Consider the following 17,691-nt stretch of genomic DNA (forward strand, 5'->3'; position numbering starts at 1 on the left):
TTTACTCAATTATAATTTTATTTATCTTACCATTTATTGAATCCAATATCACTTCATAAGAATCATTTTCATCATGTGGTCTAAATTTTGCATCTGGTGCTAAGATTTCTACTATTTTATCTATTTCATCCATAACAACTAAAGAAAGTCTTTTGTTTCTTTCTAATCTTAGATGAAAATCATCTTTTTCAACCAATTTTCCTAATCGAATAAAATAATCACTTGTATTTCTTTTTTCTTTTCTAGTTAATTCACCCCAGATTTCACTAATTAAAGACAAGATAGTATCAATAAAATTACAGTCAACTTGAAAATGAACACTTCCTTGTTTTATAAAATCTGATAATTCAATAACTGTTCCAAATGCTTCAGTATCCATATTAGATCTACATATAATTGCATTTTCTCTTGCACATTCCATTAATGTATTTATATTAGAAGTGTGATCTCCAAATAAAGCATTATTCAGAAATTCTTTTGAATCTTCGTATTCAATTTCTAATTCAAATTTATTATAAAGTTTTTTACCAGCGTCTTTATCTATATCAATGATATCATCAAAAGCTGTTACAACTTCTAATAAAGTTGATTCTACTCTTTCTAAATATCTTCCAAACCAATATAAACCATTTGCTACGTTTGCAGTTAATAATTGCTCCATTTTATTCCTCCATAACCCAAGTATCTTTAAATCCACCACCTTGTGAAGAATTAACTAGATAATTTCCTGCTTCCATTGCATATCTTGTTAATCCACATTTCCAAACTGTTGGTTCTTCTGCCATTACAACATAAGCTCTAAAATCTGCTTTTCTAGGTACTATTTCATTATTTAAATAGCATTTTTCATCATAGAATTCAACTAATTCTTGAGCAATAAATCTTCTTGGATTTGCTTCAATAATTGTTTTTAAATCTTCTAATTGAATTTTTGTCATTGCATGTCCAAACATTACACCATAACCACCTGCTTCTGCAACATCTTTAATAACTAGTTTATGTATATTTTCAAATACATATTTCTTATCATCTTCAAAATATGGTAAATAAGTAGGAGCATTTTTAAGTATTGGCTCTTCACCTAAATAATATTTAATCATTTTAGGAACAAAATAGTAAATACCTTTATCATCTGCAACTCCATTTCCAGGTGCATTCATAAGTGCAACATTTCCACTTAAATAAGCTTCCATAATTCCAGGAACCCCAATTAAACTCTCTTCATTGAAGAATTTAGGATCTAAAAACTCATCATCTAGTCTTCTATAAATTGCTCCAACTCGAATGTCTCTACCATCATAATTTTTAAAATAAACTACTTTATTTTTAACAATTAATTCATTGTTTCTTACAAGGTGTGCACCCATTTTTTTTGCTAAATAAGCATGTTCATAATATGCTGAGTTATATCTTCCTGGTGTTAAAACTACATTTATTCCACCGCAGTTTACATAATCCATCGATTCTCTTAATATTGATGGATATTCTTTTATAGGCTTAATTTTAAGTTGTTCAAAAAATTCAGGATAAAGTTTTCTATAAGTATCTCTAATTGATAAAGGATAACTAGCTCCACTTGGAACTCTTAAATTATCTTCTAATATAACCCAATCATTTGTAACTGTATCTTTAACTAAGTCAATACCATTAATATGTGTTCTAATTTTTTTTGATGGTGAGAAACCATGAAGTTCTTTTAAATAGCCTTTTGCTTGATAAATAAACTCTTCAGGAATAATATTATCTTTAACAATTTTCTTTGTAGTGTATAAATCTTCTAAAAAAAGATTAAGTGCTTTAATTCTTTGTGTTAGACCTCTGTCTAATTTATCAAACTCTTTACTTTCGATAATTCTTGGAATAACATCAAAAGGAAGAGACCTTTCTATAAAATTTCCATCTTTATAAAGATTGAAATTAACCGCAAACTTATCCATATATTTTTGGAATTCATCTATTTTTTGTCTATCTTGCTTTGAAAATACTTCCCAAAATATATCGTTTACATTACTCTCATTTATATTTACCAATTTACACCTCCTGAGCTTATAAATTCTAGTCTTATTATTCTAAATAATATATAAATAATTTGTAGTATTTCTTATTTATCTATATAAAAAGTATACAATTTTATGTAAATGTATAGTTTTTGTGTGAAAAAACACTTTTTTTATTGTTTTGGGCAAAAAAAAAGGAAAGATAGTTTACTATCTTTCCTTTATATGGGAGTTGCGTTAATTAGAAGAAAATTATATATTTATTATACTTTTCTTTTTTTCTCAACATTGAAGCTAAAGCTTCAAGTTTTGCTTAAAAGAATTTCTTATTAATTATATTTCTCTTTTTTTGCAGTTCTTTTTCTAACCGTTGGGTCTAGTTCTCTTTTTCTAACTCTTATAGAAATAGGAGTAACTTCAACAGCTTCATCTTCTTCAATCCACTCTAATGCATTTTCTAAAGACATAGATCTTGGTGGAACTAATTTAATAGCTTCATCAGCACCTGAAGATCTAACATTTGATTGTTGTTTTCCTTTAGTTGGGTTAACATCTAAATCATTGTCTTTTGCATGTTGACCAATAACCATACCAACATATACTTTATCTTGAGGTTTAACGAACATAATTCCTCTATCTTGTAAGTTGAAGATTGAATAACCAACAGCTTCTCCAGCTTCCATAGAAACTAATGCCCCATATTTTCTAGATTCAACAGTTCCAGAGTATGGTCTAAATTCTAAGAATGAGTGATTCATTACACCCTCACCTTTAGTTTCAGTTAAGAACTCAGTTCTAATACCAATTAAACCACGTGCAGGAATTTCAAACTCTAATCTTGTATAACCAGCACCCATTGGTACCATATTAGTCATATTAGCTTTTCTTTTTCCAAGTTTTTCAATAATAGCACCTGTATGCTCATCTGGTAAGTCAATTACTAAATGTTCGAATGGTTCCATTTTAACACCATCTTCAATTTTTGTAATAACTTCAGGTCTTCCAATACAGAACTCAAAACCTTCTCTTCTCATATTTTCAGCAAGAATACAAATTTGTAACTCACCTCTTCCGTTAACTTTAAATTTACCTTCACCAATTTGCTCATAATTCATAGCAATATTAGTATTCATTTCAGCAGATAATCTTTCGTTGATTTTATTTGAAGTAACAAATTTACCTTCAGTTCCTGCTAATGGAGAATCATTTACTGCAAATGTTACAGATAATGTAGGCTCTTCAATATGCATAGGGTCAAGAGGCATTGGATTAGCTGGATCACATAAAGAATCTCCAACATCAATAGTTTCAAAACCAGCAACAGCAACGATATCACCTGTTCCAGCTGTTTTAATATCAAATCTATCCATACCTTTAAATCCGATAAGTTTAGAAACTCTACCTTTTACTTTTTCACCATCAGCTTTAACTAAAAGAACAGTTTCACCCATTGAAATAGTACCGTTGAAGATTCTAGCGATTCCAATTTTTCCTATGAAGTTATCATAGTCAAGTGTAAATACTTGTAATTGTAAACCATTTTCATCAGAACCTACTGGTTTTGGAACTTCATTTAAAATTGTTTGAAATAAAGGAGTTAAATCTTTATTTTCATCATCTAATGATAATTTTGCATAACCATCACGTGCTGCTGCATAAACAACTGGGAATTCTAATTGCTCTTCAGTAGCGTCCATTTGTGCAAAAAGGTCGAATACTTCATCAATAACTCTATCTGGATCTCCACCTGGTTTATCAATTTTGTTAATAACAACGATTGGTCTGTGTCCTAAAGATAGCGCTTTTTTAACAACGAATTTAGTTTGAGGCATAACACCTTCTTGAGCATCAACAAGTAATAAAACAGAATCAACCATTTTTAAAACCCTCTCAACTTCTCCACCAAAGTCAGCATGGCCTGGAGTGTCAATAATGTTAATTCTTACACCTTCATAATCAATAGCTGTATTTTTAGAAAGAATTGTAATTCCTCTTTCTTTTTCGATAGCATTGCTATCCATTACTCTTTCATCAACATTTTGGTGTGCTGAAAAAGTACCTGATTGTTTTAATAACTCATCTACTAGTGTAGTTTTACCGTGGTCAACGTGTGCGATTACGGCTATATTTCTAATGTCTCTCATTGAATCTCTTTGATATAAATTTTCGCGATTATACTAAAACCTAACTTATATATAGATATATACAAGGTAAACATTGTATATTATTTTAAGAATATGAATAAAAATTAATTTAGTATTAATTACTTATTAATTAAATCAAGGTAAAATACGCACAATTACAAACAAAAAAGGATTTTTTTGAAAGAATTTTCTCAAGCAAAACTTATTTTCTTAAGTGCCATATTTTTTACACTATTTTATAACTTTTCATTTTTTACAAATGTTATAAATACATATCCCATTGAAGGAATAAATGTAGTTCGTTTAATATCTGTTGCAATTTTACTACTATGTTTAATAATATTTTTATTTACACTTTTTAGTTCTAGATATACAACTAAACCTCTTTTAATAATTGTATTAATCGTTTCATCTTTTACTGCATATTTTATGGATACCTACCACGTAGTTATTGATGATAGTATGATTAGAAATTCTATGCAAACAAATTTAGCTGAATCATCTGATTTATTTTCCTTAAAATTAGTTATTTATGTATTTTTACTTGGATTATTACCATCATACATTATATATAAGACAAAGATTAATTATAAGTCTTTTAAAAATGAAGTTTTTTCTAAAGTAAAAACAATAATTTTATCTTTAATAGTTATTTTAATAATTGTTTTTTCTTTTAGTAAATTTTACACATCATTTTTTAGAGAGCACAAACCTTTAAGATATCATGTAAATCCAATTTATTGGATTTATAGCATAGGGAAATATGTAAACACAACTTTTAACAGTGGCCCAATTCTTGTGAAACAAGTTGGTGAAGATGCAAAAATCAAAGAAGAAGCAAATCATGATGAAGTAGAAAAAACTGAACTTATTATTATGGTTGTCGGAGAAGCTGCTCGTGCAGATAGATTTTCTTTAAATGGGTATGAAAAAGAGACTAATCCACTTCTTAAAAAAGAAGACATAATAAATTTTTCAAATATGTATTCATGTGGAACATCAACAGCTGAGTCAGTTCCTTGTATGTTTTCTATTTATGATAAAGCTGATTATGACTATAAAAAAGGAATATCAACTGAAAATGTTCTTGATGTATTAAAAGGTACAAATAATATTGAAGTTTTATGGAGAGATAATAATTCAGATTCAAAAGGAAATGCACTAAGAGTTGATTTTGAAGATTTTAGAACATCAAAAACAAATACAATATGTGAAGAAGATGGTGAGTGTAGAGATGAGGGAATGTTAGTAGGACTTGATGAATATATAAAGAAACACAAAGGTAAAGATATTTTAATAGTTCTTCATCAAATGGGAAATCACGGACCTGCTTATTATAAAAGATATCCTAAAGAGTTTGAGAAGTTTACACCTGTTTGTAAATCAAATCAGTTAGAACAATGTACCCAAGAAGAAGTTAGTAATGCCTATGATAATGCAATTTTATATACTGATTACTTTTTATCAAAAGTTATTAATTTTCTAAAGCCTTATTCAAACGATTATGAAACTGCTATGGTTTATATGAGTGACCATGGAGAAAGTTTAGGTGAGAATGGTATTTATTTACATGGACTTCCATACTTTATGGCTCCGGATAATCAAAAACACATTGGCGCGCTTATGTGGTTTGATGGAGAAATAAAAGATGAAATAGATACAGATAAGCTTAATACATATAAAAACAATTCTTTTTCTCAGGATAATTTATTTCATACACTGTTAGGACTATTTGAAGTAGAAACTGAAGTTTATAAAAAAGACATGGATATTATTCACAATGCTTCTAAACCTGAATAAACAAATATTAATTACAGCTATTTTATTAATAGCTGTGATTGCTTTATTTCAATTTAGTGATTTAGATATATTTGTTCAAAACTTTTTTTATAACTTTGAATCAAAAACATGGCTGATAAATAAAGATGAACCTATACTTAAATTCTTTCTTTATGATGGTTTAAAGATAGGGCTTATAATTTTTGCTGTACTTATTTTATTGGCATTAGTTATTTTTAGAAAAAAACCTCTTATTCAAGAGTATAAAAAAGGTTTAATTATAGTTTTATTGTCAGCTATTTTTGTTCCTTTAATGATTGGTTCATTAAAAGCTATTTCAAATACTCCTTGTCCTTGTAATATTGTTAATTTTAATGGAGTTTATCCTGATATAAAAGTTTTTGATTCATATCCAAAAGATTTTGTTCAGCCATCAAAAGCAAAATGTTGGCCTGCAGGTCATGCAAGTGGTGGTTTTGCTCTAATGGCATTTTTTTTCCTATTCAAAACTCAACTTAATAAAAAAAGAGCTGTAGCTGTAGCTTTAGTTGTGGGTTGGAGTATGGGTTCGTATAAGATGCTTTTAGGAGATCATTTTTTAAGTCATACTATAATTACTATGATGATGGCTTGGCTTATAATCTTAATAATAGTAAAATTAACACAATTTAAACAAAGGCAAGAAATTTGAGAAATCAACCAAAATATAATTTTTTCAAAAACACCTCTTATGCATTAAAAGGCTTAGTAGACTTAATTAAAACAGAAACATCATTTAAAATAGAGTTAATTATTACTATTATTTTACTTCCTGTAATTATTTTTATTGATGTAACTCTTACTAATAGAGCTTTAATGTTCATCACTTTAATGGGAATGTTATTAACAGAAGCTATAAATAGTGCAATTGAAAGAGTTGTTGATTTAGTAACTTTAGAACATCATCACATGGCTGGACGAGCCAAAGATGTTGGAAGTACTGCTGTATTTTTAAGTATTTTTATCTTTGTAGTTACTTGGAGTATTATTCTAATAGATACTTATATCAAATGACATTTTGTAACCTAAGTGTAAGTAAATATCTTTTGTAATTATTTTGTAATCTTTTCTTCTTATGATACTGCAAATAAAAGAAGGAAGAAAATATGAAAGACTTACTTACAAAAAACCATCCAATGTCACCAAATGGTCAAGACTCTATCTCTAAAAACAATTCATATAATTTATCATTAGAAGAAATAATTGAAACAAGAGTTTCAAGAAGAAGTGTAATAAAAGGTAGCTTAGCTGTAGTTGCAGGAAGCTTCTTAGGATTAAACTTAACTGGCTGTACTAATAATCCTAGTAGTACACTATCTGCTGTAGCAGCTGCTGCATTATTAGATTTTGATTCTGTTCCTAAAAATCTAGATGATATGGTAACTGTTCCTAGTGGATATTCAGTACAAGTATTATATAGATTAGGTGATCCAATTAATTCTTTTACTTCTGATTATATAAATGATGGAAGTGATACAGACTTTAATTATAGAGCAGGAGATCACCATGATGGAATGTCATATTTTGGTATGAATACAGCTGGAACTGCCAAAGACTTAACAAACTCTAGTAGAGGTTTATTATGTATGAATCATGAAAATATGACACAAATTTTTATGCATACAGTAGCTCAAAATGCAGCCTATGATAAAACTTCAAGACTTTCATCTGAAATTGATAAAGAAGTATCAGCACATGGTGTTTCTGTTATCGAAATACAAAAAGGAAGTTCAGAATTCTCAATAAATAAAAGTTCTTTATTTAATAAAAGAATAACAGCTCAAACAGAGATAAATATTTATGGACCTGTAAAAAATCACGACTTAGTTAAAACAAAATACTCAACAACTGGTGCAAAAACAAGAGGAACATTAAATAACTGTGCAAATGGTTTAACTCCTTGGGGAACTTATCTTACATGTGAAGAGAACTGGGCTGGATATTTTAAAAGACCTGCAAGTAGTACGTTAACTGATACAAAAGCTCAAGCTACACAAAATAGATATATGGGTTCAACTGCAAGTGATGGTTCGTATGGTTGGGCAAACTCTACAATTAGTGATGATATTTACGATAGATGGAATGTTACTCCAAGTGGTGCTAGTCAAACTGAAGATTATAGAAATGCTGCAAATACATTTGGTTGGGTTGTTGAAATCGATCCATTTAATCCAACTTCAACTCCAAGAAAAAGAACAGCCTTTGGAAGAATGGGACATGAAGGTGCTATGCCTGGAATTATAACAAGTGGTAAACCTTTAGTTTATTATATGGGTGATGATTCAAGGGGTGAATATATCTATAAATATGTATCTACTTTAAATTGGGATGAAACTGATTTAAATGGTGGATTAGATGTGGGAGATAAATATTTAGATGATGGAAAACTTTATGTTGCAAAATTTAGTGATGATGGTTCAGGACAATGGTTAGAACTTTCTATGAATAATACAGATGTTACTTCTTATGCAACTTATAGTTTTGCAGATCTAGGAGATGTTTTAGTAAATACAAGACATGCAGCAGACGCAGTTGACGCAACTCCTATGGATAGACCTGAGTGGACAGGGGTTCACCCAAATACAGGTGATATTTATATTACTTTAACAAATAATACAGATAGAGGTAAAGCAAGTGGAGCTAGTTCTGAACTTGATTCTGCAAATCCTAGATATTACACTGATGATAAAAACGGAACCATTTCTAAAGGTAATGTAAATGGACATGTAATTAGAATGCAAGAAGTAGGAAATGATGCAAGTGCAACTGCATTTAACTGGGATATTTACCTATTTGGTGCTCAATCTGATGCAGATGAAAATATAAATATTTCTAAATTAACAGATGATAATGATTTCTCAAGTCCTGATGGATTATATTTCAGTCAAGTATCAAAAGGTTTAATGTGGCTTCAAACAGATGATGGTTATTACACTGATAAAACAAACTGTATGATGTTAGCAGCAATCCCAGGAACATATAATGATGGTAAATCTACTCAAATTATAAATAAAGCAGTACCAAGTAATGGTAATGCTGATGAGACAATTACAACTTATGTTGGAACTGAAGCTTCAACAACAAATCTAAAAAGATTTTTAGTTGGACCAAAAGGTTGCGAAATTACAGGAATTACTGAAACTCCAGATGGTAAAGCAATATTCGTAAATATTCAACATCCAGGTGAAAATACAAGTGATTTAAGCGATTCAGCTAATTTTGAAAGTCACTGGCCAGATAATGGAACTGCAAGACCAAGATCAGCTACTATTGTTATTACAAAAAATGATGGTGGAATTGTAGGCTCATAATAAAAAAGAAGAGTTTTGACTCTTCTTTTTCTTCATTAATACTTTGTCAAGAAATTGTCAAGGAAACTAACAAAAGAAATTTAAACTATTACTTTATACTTCCTAAATAAAAAAGGAGTGTAAATGGGTATAAATTTTGACTTAAAAGTTATAAAAATAGGACTTTTAATAACTTTATTATCATTAATATTTGGTATTGGACTAGGGATTGCATTTGGAGCAAAAGAAGAAGTATTTAAAAACTATATTTCTGAAAATATTAAAGCTAATCCAGCAGTACATGATGAAAAAAGTAAAGATAAAATTTGGAGATATGTGCAAAGAGCACACTTTCATTCAGCTGGAATTGCTGCTTATTCTTTAGCTTTACTACTAATTATTCTAGTATCTAAAATGAAAGACAGTGCAAAATCTTTCTCTTCAACAATGATAGGAATTGGAACTCTTTATCCATTATCTTGGTATTTAATGTTTTATTTAGCACCACAAATAGGTAGAGATGCTGCTCATAATCATATTCTTACAGAAACAATTGTTTACATAAGTACAGGTGGCGCTTTAATAGGTTTATTTATGATTTTTTCAAGTATCTTTTTTGATAAATTTAATGAAGTAAAATAAGGAGATAAGATGAAAGTTTTGAGAGTTTTAGTAATTGCGGCTTTTGCTTTTAATCTGGGATTTGCTAGCGTTGTTGATGATTATTTAGGCTCTTTAAAACAAGAAGTTTTAAAAGAAAATCCATCTTTTAAAAACTTTGATGCAAAACGAGGTGAAGAGATTTTTACATCAAAACATATTGGTAAAAAAGGTAAAGAGATTTCATGTACTACTTGTCATACAATAAATCTAAGTAATAGTGGAGAAAACACTTTCACAGGTAAAACAATAGAGCCACTTTCTCCAAAGGCAAATCCAAAAAGATTTACAGATATAAAAGAGATTGAAAAATGGATGAAAAGAAACTTTAATGATGTTTATAATCGTGAGGGAACAGCTTTAGAAAAAGGTGATGTAACAACATACATCATAAACCAATAAAGGAGAAACCATGAAATATTTAATTTTTTTAACAATATTTTTGAACTCTTTATTTGCAGAGTCATATTCATCAGGGAGAACTGATGTTGCACCTGTAAATAATCAGCTTTACATAAAAGAGTGTGGTTCATGTCACTTCCCATATCAGCCAGGACTTCTTCCTACTAATTCATGGAAAAAAATGATGGTAAATCTAGATAAACACTTTGGAGTTGATGCCACTATAGCTCCTGAAGATTTTGAAACATTATCAAAATATCTAAATGACAATAGTGCTGAAAAAAATATGCAATATAAAAGAAGTAATAGAATAGTTTCAAGTTTACTTCCGGGCCAAGAAGCTGATTCTATTTCAACAACACCTTATATGGTTCAAAAACATAGGGAAATAAGAAAAGATTTAATCACACAGCCCGATGTAAAAGGCTTATTTAACTGTATGGCTTGTCATACAACAGCAGATAAAGGCATTTATTCTGAAAGAGCTATAAATATCCCAAACTTTGGAAGATGGGAAGATTAAAAGGATAATTTATGCAAAAATCATATATTTGGTCATTACCAACTAGAGTTTTTCACGCTCTTTTTGTACTATTTATTCTATTGGCTTTTTTAAGTGCTGATGAGGATAGATGGTTAAATTACCATGCAATAATCGGTTATGGGGTTTTAATACTACTTGTATTTAGAATATTTTGGGGAATCTTTGGACCTAAATACTCTTTATTTAAAGATTTTTCAATAGGAAAACAAAATGTAAAAGAGTTTTTAAACAATATTTTTGAAGATAATCAAAAATACATAGGTCATAATCCATTAGCTTCTTATGTAATGATTGCCATGTTAATAGTTGCACTTTTAACTGTAATTACAGGGGTATTAGCCTTTGGTATTCAAGAAGGAAAAGGTATTTTATCTTCGTGGAATTCACCTTTTTTTAAAGAGATGGAACTATTTAAAGGAATTCATGAGATATTTTCAACTCTGTTTTTAGTTTTGATTGTAGCTCATATTGCTGGTGTTTTAAGTGATAGATTACTTCATAAAAAGCATGAAACTCTAAACTCTATAATCACTGGCTATAAAATAACAAATGATAATGAAAGTGTAAAACTAAATATTTTTCAAAAAATATTTGCTTTTTTTATGTTTATACTATTTATAGGATTTTTACTTTTTAATTTCTATAAACCAAATAATATTTTAGTCTCATCTATTTATAAAACAATAGATTATCAAACACAAAATGAAGTTTTTGTAAATGAGTGTGCATCGTGCCACACTCTGTATCCCTCCCACGCTTTTGCCTAAAAAATCATGGGAAGTAATGATGAGTGATTTGGAAAATCACTTTGGAGATGATGCCTCTATTGATGAAGAGTCAAATAAAAATATTTTGGCTTATTTAGTAAAAAATAGTGCTGAGACTTCAAGTATGGAATCAAGTTGGAATTTCTTGAATTCAATAGGTGATAAAGATATAATAGCCATGAGTGATACAATATTTTGGAAAGAAACCCATAAAGATATTGATAAAAAGTTATATAATCACAAAGATATAAAAAATAAAGCAAACTGTAAAGCTTGTCATAGTGATATTGAAAAAGGATTAATTGAAGATGAAAATATTAAAAATCTTTCTGCTTTTAAGTAGTTTATTTCTATTTGTAAATGCAGACGATGATAATCATTGGTATAGACACACATATAAAAACCTTGATTATTTAGAATTAAATAATGAACAAACCGTAAAAATGAAAGAGATTTTAATTGACTTCAAAAAGCAATATAAAGAGTTCTATGAGTTTAAAGAGAAGCAAGAAGATAGAATAAGAGATATTTTAAGAAATGATATTTTCAATGAAAAAGAGTATTTAACTATTTTAAATGAAATCAAATCAAAAGCATCACTTTTAGAAGTACAAAAGATGAATAATATTCATAATATTTTAAATGAAAAACAAAGAAAAAAGTTCTCCAAATATTTCAAGGAATGGGAAGTTGAATAAAAGTGTCCTGTTAATTGAAGATGACTTACAAATGCAAGAATTTATAATTGAATATTTAAAAGATTATAACTTTGATTGTACTGCATTTACTCATCCAAAAGATGCAATTCAGAGCTTTAAAAACAACAATGATTATGAAATTATCATACTTGATTTGATGCTTCCTGATATGGATGGTTTTGATTTATTTAGAAAACTAAAACAAATAAAAAACATTCCTATTATTATCTCAACAGCACGTGGTGATATAGGAAATAAAATCCATGGGTTTGAACTAGGAGCCGATGATTATCTTGCAAAACCCTATGAACCAAGAGAGTTAGTTTTAAGAATTGAACATATTTTGAAAAAAAACATTTCAAATAAAATAAATATCTGCAATTTTGAAATAGACAAAGAAAATAGAACTGTAGTTTTAGATGGTTTTCCAATTGATTTTACAAAAATAGAGTTTGAGATTTTCATGTTTTTAATAAACAATCTAAATAAAATCTCATCAAGAGAACAGATACTAAATGCCACATCTTTAGATGAAAATACTAAAAATAGAACAATAGATATGCATATTTCAAATATTAGATATAAGATTGGCGATGATTCAAAAAATCCAATATTTATAAAATCTGTTTGGGGTATTGGGTATAAATTCGTAGGATAAAACATGTCAATTTTTAAAAAAATATCAATTTTATTTTTTATTAGTTTAACCCTTATGAGTATAATTGGATTTTGGATTGATGAAATAAATTCAAAAAGGATTGATACTCTTGTAAAAGAAAAATATATCAAAATATCCAATGAACTTTTTCAAAATATTGAAAACAAAACTCAATTAAATGCCCTACTTGATAAATATGATTTAGAAAAAAAAGAGTTAAAAAACAACAACAATTATAATATTTTATATGAAAACACTCTTACCTTTGGATATATAGTAATTTTACAAGAGACTTTTGGAGATGAATTTATTATAAAAATCAAATACTTAGATGATGAGTATATTTTAAAAACAGCAGATGAAGAAAATATCACAGATAAATTAATATTAAATATTTTGGTATTTGTAGATATTTTTGTTTTATTTTTGATTTTTTTATATATTTTAAAACTTCTTTCTCCTTTAAAAATAATCACAAAACAACTTACAAACTTTTCAAATGGTGATTTATCAAGTAGAATTGATATTAAATCAAATGACGAAATAGGAATACTTGCAAACTCTTTTAATAAAATGGCATCAAACTTAGAAAACCTAATTAAAACAAGAGAAGAGCTTTTAAGAGATATAGGACATGAACTAAGAACTCCAATTGCAAAAGGAAAATTTGCCATAGAAAAGATTGATGATTTTTCACAAAAAGAGCTATTAAAAAAGATTTTTAAAGATTTAGAAGTTTTAACAAATGAGCTAATAGAGCTTGAAAAACTAAACTCCACAAAACTAAATATCACTACTTTTAAAGCGGAAACTTTAATAGTTGAATCTTTAGAAAAACTATACCTTGATGATGAATCAAAAATAGAAATAAACATACAAGAAGATTTTAAAATAAATGGTGACCTATATTATCTTTCAATTGTTTTAAAAAATCTAATTGATAATGCTTTAAAATACGCTATTTCATATCCAATACAAATAGATGTAAATCTAAATACTATATCAGTATCAAACAAAGGTAAAGAGCTGTCAAAACAGCTTGAATACTACCTAAAACCTTTTACTCAAGAGTTATCTCAAAGAGATGGTTTTGGTTTGGGTTTGAGTATTGTAAAAAAGATTATTGATAAACACGATTTTAGATTGGAGTATTCTTATAAAGATGAGAGTAATATCTTTAAAATTTGTCTATTAAATATTCAATAAAATCATTTTAGTAAATAATATTTTACTTTTTCAATAATTATTAAGCTATTTTATATTAATATTTCTTCAGATTTGTGGTACAAATAGAGATAAATGAACAATCTTCAATCTCATCTTTTTTAGGATAAACATACTTTTAAAGTAATAAAAGTCATATCCAAAATTCAAAATTAAAACATACTGTTAGGAGAACATTGCATGGAATATTTCAAGCAATTTAAACAAAACTATTTAGTTAGTTTTTGGCGTCCAACACCTGCTGTTATAGCGTTAGGAGTTCTTGCTGCTTACTATTTTGGTATAACAGGTACTTATTGGGCAGTTACAGGTGAGTTCACACGATGGGGTGGACATATTTTACAATTTGCTGGTGTTGATATTAGCAATTGGGGTTATTATAAAATCATGAAAATGGAAGGGAATAGCCTTACTCGAATTGATGGTGTTATGATTATTGGTATGTTCGCTGGATGTATTGCAGCTGCTTTTTGGGGAAACAATGTAAAGCTTAGAATGCCTGCTAGTAATATCAGAATTGCACAAGCATTAATAGGTGGAATAATTGCAGGATTTGGAGCACGTCTAGGTATGGGTTGTAACCTTGCTAGTTTGTTTACTGGAATTCCTCAGTTTTCACTTCATGCATGGTTTTTTACTCTTGCTATGATTATTGGTGTTTATTTAGGTGTAAAAGTAACTGAACTTTCTTTTTTCAAATCAAAAATAAAACTACAAAAAGTTTCTTGTAGCAAAGATTTACAAAAAGATAAGCAACAAGTAAAATCATTATTTACAATAGGTTCTTTTGTATTTATAGCTATGCTTATTTGGGCTTTATACTTAATATTTGTTGCAAATAGCATGAAACTCGGAATTGCTATGCTTTTTGGAGCAGCTTTTGGTTTACTTATTGCTAAAGCTCAGATTTGTTTTACATCTGCATTTAGAGATATTTTTACAACAGGAAGAAGCGAACTTGCAATTGCTATTGTAGTTGGTATGGCTGTTTCTACTATTGGAGTATTTTCTTATATAATGATGGGTGCACCTCCTAAAATCATGTGGGCTGGACCAAATGCTATTATTGGTGGTTTATTATTTGGATTTGGTATTGTTCTTGCAGGTGGTTGTGAATGTGGTTGGATGTATAGAGCTGTTGAAGGTCAAGTTCACTTTTGGATTGTTGGAATTGGAAATGTAATTGGTGCTACTTTACTTGCGTTTATGTGGGATAGTTTTTCAATCTCATTGGCTACATCTTGGCCAAAAATAAATATGCTTGAATCACTTGGCTCTTATGGTGGATTATTTATGAATTATATTTTCTTATTTTTATTATTTTTATTAATTCTAAAATTAGAAAAAAATTATAGATTTAAATTACAAACAAAAGGAAATTGAGATGGAAAAAGAAAATATAGTTCCAGATTATAGACTTGATATGCAAGGTGAGCCTTGTCCTTATCCTGCTGTGAAAACTCTTGAAGCAATGCAAAGTTTAAAAAAAGGTGAGATTTTAGAGATAATTAGTGATTGTCCTCAAAGTATCAATAATATCCCAATTGATATGAAGAATCATGGTTACAAAGTTTTAAGTATTGATAGTAGTGGTCCTACTATCCAATATATAATTCAAAAATAGAAAAGTAAATAGAGGATTATTTAATCCTTTATTTATTAAATCCCAAGTTTATCAATATCTTTTAAAATATGAATATCTAAATCTACAATAAAATGAGATACTAATTTTATCTTAACGATTTCATCATCTAATATGGAAAAGTTTTCTAAATCTATTGTGTTTTTATCTTTTGTTAATACAACAAAATCATCCCCAAATACTCTAAAAATAAGATTATCAGAATCTATAAATAAATCTTTTAAAATTGTTGCCACATTTTTTAAATATCTATCACCTTCTATCCATCCAAATTTTTTATTATATTCAGAAAAATTTTTAAGACTTAAAACATGGAAATAATTATACTCTTCCAAAATTCTTTGATTTATAATAAAATCTAAATAATTAATATTATATAAATGTGTTAATTGGTCATTATAAAAATATGAGAATCTAGCACTTTCCATTTGTGAGATTGGATTCTGAGATATATTCTCATCAATTTTTTCTTTTGATAGCACTTCAATCGCTATATCTACTATGTCACTATCATACATACTATTTTTATAATCATGGGAACCTCTAAAAATACCTTTTAAAGCTCCCAACTTTTACTTTTTTTGATTTTTAAAAAATCTCAGCCCAATTCTAACTGAACTTTACTAAGAATTTTGTGGAAATCACCCTAATATTTTGGATATTTCATCCATTTCCCAACTCTTTTCATATCAATTTTACCTTTTGTAATCTAACCATCTGTTCGTATCTGACTAAGTTGTAGGTAAGGTTCGTAAGTCCTATTGTGGACTTTATCCTATCTATTCCAATTGAGAGAAGATTAAGTGCATTATGCATTTGAGTTGTAAGTGTTCCAAATATATGTTCAACTCTTACTCTTGTTTTAGAGTGTTTATAATTTTCTTTATGCTGGGCATTGGTTAAGGGTTTGTTTCTGTAGGCTCTTTTGATAACTTTTGATTTCACATTTTTACTTTCGAGATATTGCTCAGTCTCTTCAGATTTATAAGCACTATCAGCATAGAGGGTATTATCATCTCCATCTATCAAATCTTTAACCACTTGTGAATCATGGGTTGAAGCTGGCGTCACTTCATATTTAGTGATAATTTTAGTTTTCTGATCTGAGGCTACATGATCTTTATATCCATATTCTCTTTGACCTCCTTTTGTTGTCCATCTTGCATCACAATCTTTTTGAGCTTTTTTATTTGGATTGTCTTCAAAGCTTTGTGGCATTTTATCCTCTTTGATTTGTTTATTTTCATCTCTTGTATTTCTTTGTTTGGGTACATTTACAAATGAAGCATCAACGATTGTCCCCTCTTTGGCAACTATTCCATTTGAGATAAGTTTAGAGGTAAATAGTTCAAATAATTTTTTGGATAAACCTTTCTCTTTTAGTTGCTCTTTAAACAACCATATAGTCTTTTCATCTGGTACATCATCACCGATTTGCAATCCTAAAAAATCTAAAAATGATAATCTATCTTTGATCTGAAATTCTGTTTGTTCATCTGAAAGATTATAATATCGTTGAAGTATTAAAATTTTAAACATTAGCAATTTATCGTATGGCTTTCTTCCTGCATTTGACTTTCTATCCTCTTTTTCTAAAGCTGATTCAATTGTTTCTCTAAACATCTCCCAATCAATAATCTTGTTTAGTTTTTGTAGCGGTGGTTGATGTTTATTGATTTTTTCCAATTGAAATTCGTAGTCAAATAGTCCTGCCATTTTTTAACCTTTGTACCTATATTTATATAGATATTTTAGCTAAAAAGTCCTACAAAAAGCCTTACATAAAGGGTTTTGTCGCTTTATTGCAAAGTATACATCATCAGTGATTTTATGAATATTTTCAATTT

Annotated in this window: 19 protein-coding genes; 14 read left to right on the top strand and 5 right to left on the bottom strand. The window is 28.5% G+C overall.

The genetic code is table 11. The annotated features are described in order from the left end of the window. Position 1: 1 nt before the first annotated feature. The 3 genes from AACT_RS15300 to typA form a co-directional block, all read right to left on the bottom strand. Positions 2-661, bottom strand: coding sequence for an alpha-E domain-containing protein (locus tag AACT_RS15300; protein ID WP_172128373.1), 660 nt, complete (start codon positions 659-661; stop codon positions 2-4). Between the two features lies 1 nt (position 662). Further along, positions 663-2,021, bottom strand: a complete 1,359-nt coding sequence (locus AACT_RS15305; protein WP_430385349.1) for a circularly permuted type 2 ATP-grasp protein — start codon at positions 2,019-2,021, stop codon at positions 663-665. Between the two features lie 305 nt (positions 2,022-2,326). After that, the gene (typA, locus tag AACT_RS15310) at positions 2,327-4,141 is read right to left on the bottom strand and encodes a translational GTPase TypA (RefSeq protein WP_172128399.1); all 1,815 of its coding nucleotides are present in this window, start codon (positions 4,139-4,141) and stop codon (positions 2,327-2,329) included. 177 nt (positions 4,142-4,318) lie between these two features. On the opposite strand from typA, the gene AACT_RS15315 reads away from it, so the two are divergent. From AACT_RS15315 to yedF, 14 genes are all read left to right on the top strand, one after another. Beyond that, complete coding sequence (locus AACT_RS15315) at positions 4,319-5,941, top strand: phosphoethanolamine transferase (protein WP_172128401.1); 1,623 nt, start codon at positions 4,319-4,321, stop codon at positions 5,939-5,941. Then, entirely contained in the window at positions 5,922-6,611 is a 690-nt protein-coding gene (locus AACT_RS15320; RefSeq protein WP_172128403.1) for a phosphatase PAP2 family protein, read from the top strand. Before AACT_RS15315 ends, AACT_RS15320 begins: the two co-directional genes overlap by 20 nt. Continuing rightward, positions 6,608-6,973 (top strand): diacylglycerol kinase, encoded by a 366-nt coding sequence (locus AACT_RS15325; RefSeq protein ID WP_172128405.1) that lies wholly within the window; start codon positions 6,608-6,610, stop codon positions 6,971-6,973. The genes AACT_RS15320 and AACT_RS15325 overlap by 4 nt, the downstream gene beginning before the upstream one ends. 92 nt (positions 6,974-7,065) lie before the next feature. Continuing rightward, entirely contained in the window at positions 7,066-9,270 is a 2,205-nt protein-coding gene (locus tag AACT_RS15330; protein WP_228720502.1) for a PhoX family protein, read from the top strand. 123 nt (positions 9,271-9,393) lie between these two features. After that, positions 9,394-9,891, top strand: a complete 498-nt coding sequence (locus tag AACT_RS15335; protein WP_172128407.1) for a hypothetical protein — start codon at positions 9,394-9,396, stop codon at positions 9,889-9,891. Between the two features lie 9 nt (positions 9,892-9,900). After that, a complete protein-coding gene (locus tag AACT_RS15340; RefSeq protein ID WP_172128409.1) occupies positions 9,901-10,311 on the top strand; it encodes a DUF1924 domain-containing protein in 411 nt (136 codons plus the stop codon). A 10-nt stretch (positions 10,312-10,321) separates the two neighbouring features. After that, positions 10,322-10,834, top strand: coding sequence for a diheme cytochrome c (locus tag AACT_RS15345; RefSeq protein ID WP_172128411.1), 513 nt, complete (start codon positions 10,322-10,324; stop codon positions 10,832-10,834). A gap of 11 nt (positions 10,835-10,845) precedes the next feature. Continuing rightward, the gene (locus tag AACT_RS15350) at positions 10,846-11,622 is read left to right on the top strand and encodes a cytochrome b/b6 domain-containing protein (RefSeq protein WP_172128413.1); all 777 of its coding nucleotides are present in this window, start codon (positions 10,846-10,848) and stop codon (positions 11,620-11,622) included. A 19-nt stretch (positions 11,623-11,641) separates the two neighbouring features. Further along, positions 11,642-11,965, top strand: coding sequence for a diheme cytochrome c (locus tag AACT_RS15355; RefSeq protein WP_237682642.1), 324 nt, complete (start codon positions 11,642-11,644; stop codon positions 11,963-11,965). Next, a complete protein-coding gene (locus AACT_RS15360) occupies positions 11,931-12,320 on the top strand; it encodes a hypothetical protein (protein ID WP_172128417.1) in 390 nt (129 codons plus the stop codon). The genes AACT_RS15355 and AACT_RS15360 overlap by 35 nt, the downstream gene beginning before the upstream one ends. Further along, positions 12,313-12,978, top strand: a complete 666-nt coding sequence (locus tag AACT_RS15365; RefSeq protein WP_172128419.1) for a response regulator transcription factor — start codon at positions 12,313-12,315, stop codon at positions 12,976-12,978. The genes AACT_RS15360 and AACT_RS15365 overlap by 8 nt, the downstream gene beginning before the upstream one ends. A gap of 3 nt (positions 12,979-12,981) precedes the next feature. Beyond that, positions 12,982-14,184: an ArsS family sensor histidine kinase gene (locus AACT_RS15370; protein WP_172128421.1), complete on the top strand. Its 1,203-nt coding sequence runs from the start codon at positions 12,982-12,984 to the stop codon at positions 14,182-14,184. Positions 14,185-14,382: 198 nt separating this feature from the next. After that, a complete protein-coding gene (gene yedE, locus AACT_RS15375; RefSeq protein WP_172128423.1) occupies positions 14,383-15,585 on the top strand; it encodes a selenium metabolism membrane protein YedE/FdhT in 1,203 nt (400 codons plus the stop codon). A 1-nt stretch (position 15,586) separates the two neighbouring features. Beyond that, positions 15,587-15,826 carry a sulfurtransferase-like selenium metabolism protein YedF gene (gene yedF / locus AACT_RS15380; protein ID WP_172128425.1) on the top strand — a complete coding sequence of 80 codons (240 nt, stop codon included), beginning with the start codon at positions 15,587-15,589 and terminating at the stop codon, positions 15,824-15,826. A 35-nt stretch (positions 15,827-15,861) separates the two neighbouring features. Here the strand turns inward: yedF and AACT_RS15385 are convergent, their stop codons facing one another. Together AACT_RS15385 and AACT_RS15390 are read right to left on the bottom strand one after the other, a co-directional pair. Then, positions 15,862-16,413 carry a GGDEF domain-containing protein gene (locus AACT_RS15385; RefSeq protein WP_172128435.1) on the bottom strand — a complete coding sequence of 184 codons (552 nt, stop codon included), beginning with the start codon at positions 16,411-16,413 and terminating at the stop codon, positions 15,862-15,864. A 115-nt stretch (positions 16,414-16,528) separates the two neighbouring features. Then, complete coding sequence (locus AACT_RS15390; RefSeq protein ID WP_172125441.1) at positions 16,529-17,560, bottom strand: IS5 family transposase; 1,032 nt, start codon at positions 17,558-17,560, stop codon at positions 16,529-16,531. Positions 17,561-17,691: the final 131 nt, after the last annotated feature.

Source organism: Arcobacter acticola (assembly GCF_013177675.1).
GTDB classification, from domain to species: Bacteria; Campylobacterota; Campylobacteria; order Campylobacterales; family Arcobacteraceae; genus Aliarcobacter; species Aliarcobacter acticola.

Bases quoted from the DNA above. Each gene is read 5' to 3' on its own strand.
- AACT_RS15300 (WP_172128373.1), bottom strand. From the start codon at position 661: ATGGAGCAATTATTAACTGCAAACGTAGCAAATGGTTTATATTGGTTT.
- typA (WP_172128399.1), bottom strand. From the start codon at position 4,141: ATGAGAGACATTAGAAATATAGCCGTAATCGCACACGTTGACCACGGT.
- AACT_RS15320 (WP_172128403.1), top strand. From the start codon at position 5,922: ATGCTTCTAAACCTGAATAAACAAATATTAATTACAGCTATTTTATTA.
- AACT_RS15330 (WP_228720502.1), top strand. From the start codon at position 7,066: ATGAAAGACTTACTTACAAAAAACCATCCAATGTCACCAAATGGTCAA.
- AACT_RS15335 (WP_172128407.1), top strand. From the start codon at position 9,394: ATGGGTATAAATTTTGACTTAAAAGTTATAAAAATAGGACTTTTAATA.
- AACT_RS15340 (WP_172128409.1), top strand. From the start codon at position 9,901: ATGAAAGTTTTGAGAGTTTTAGTAATTGCGGCTTTTGCTTTTAATCTG.
- AACT_RS15345 (WP_172128411.1), top strand. From the start codon at position 10,322: ATGAAATATTTAATTTTTTTAACAATATTTTTGAACTCTTTATTTGCA.
- AACT_RS15350 (WP_172128413.1), top strand. From the start codon at position 10,846: ATGCAAAAATCATATATTTGGTCATTACCAACTAGAGTTTTTCACGCT.
- AACT_RS15355 (WP_237682642.1), top strand. From the start codon at position 11,642: ATGAGTGATTTGGAAAATCACTTTGGAGATGATGCCTCTATTGATGAA.
- AACT_RS15360 (WP_172128417.1), top strand. From the start codon at position 11,931: ATGAAAATATTAAAAATCTTTCTGCTTTTAAGTAGTTTATTTCTATTT.
- AACT_RS15370 (WP_172128421.1), top strand. From the start codon at position 12,982: ATGTCAATTTTTAAAAAAATATCAATTTTATTTTTTATTAGTTTAACC.
- yedE (WP_172128423.1), top strand. From the start codon at position 14,383: ATGGAATATTTCAAGCAATTTAAACAAAACTATTTAGTTAGTTTTTGG.
- yedF (WP_172128425.1), top strand. From the start codon at position 15,587: ATGGAAAAAGAAAATATAGTTCCAGATTATAGACTTGATATGCAAGGT.
- AACT_RS15390 (WP_172125441.1), bottom strand. From the start codon at position 17,560: ATGGCAGGACTATTTGACTACGAATTTCAATTGGAAAAAATCAATAAA.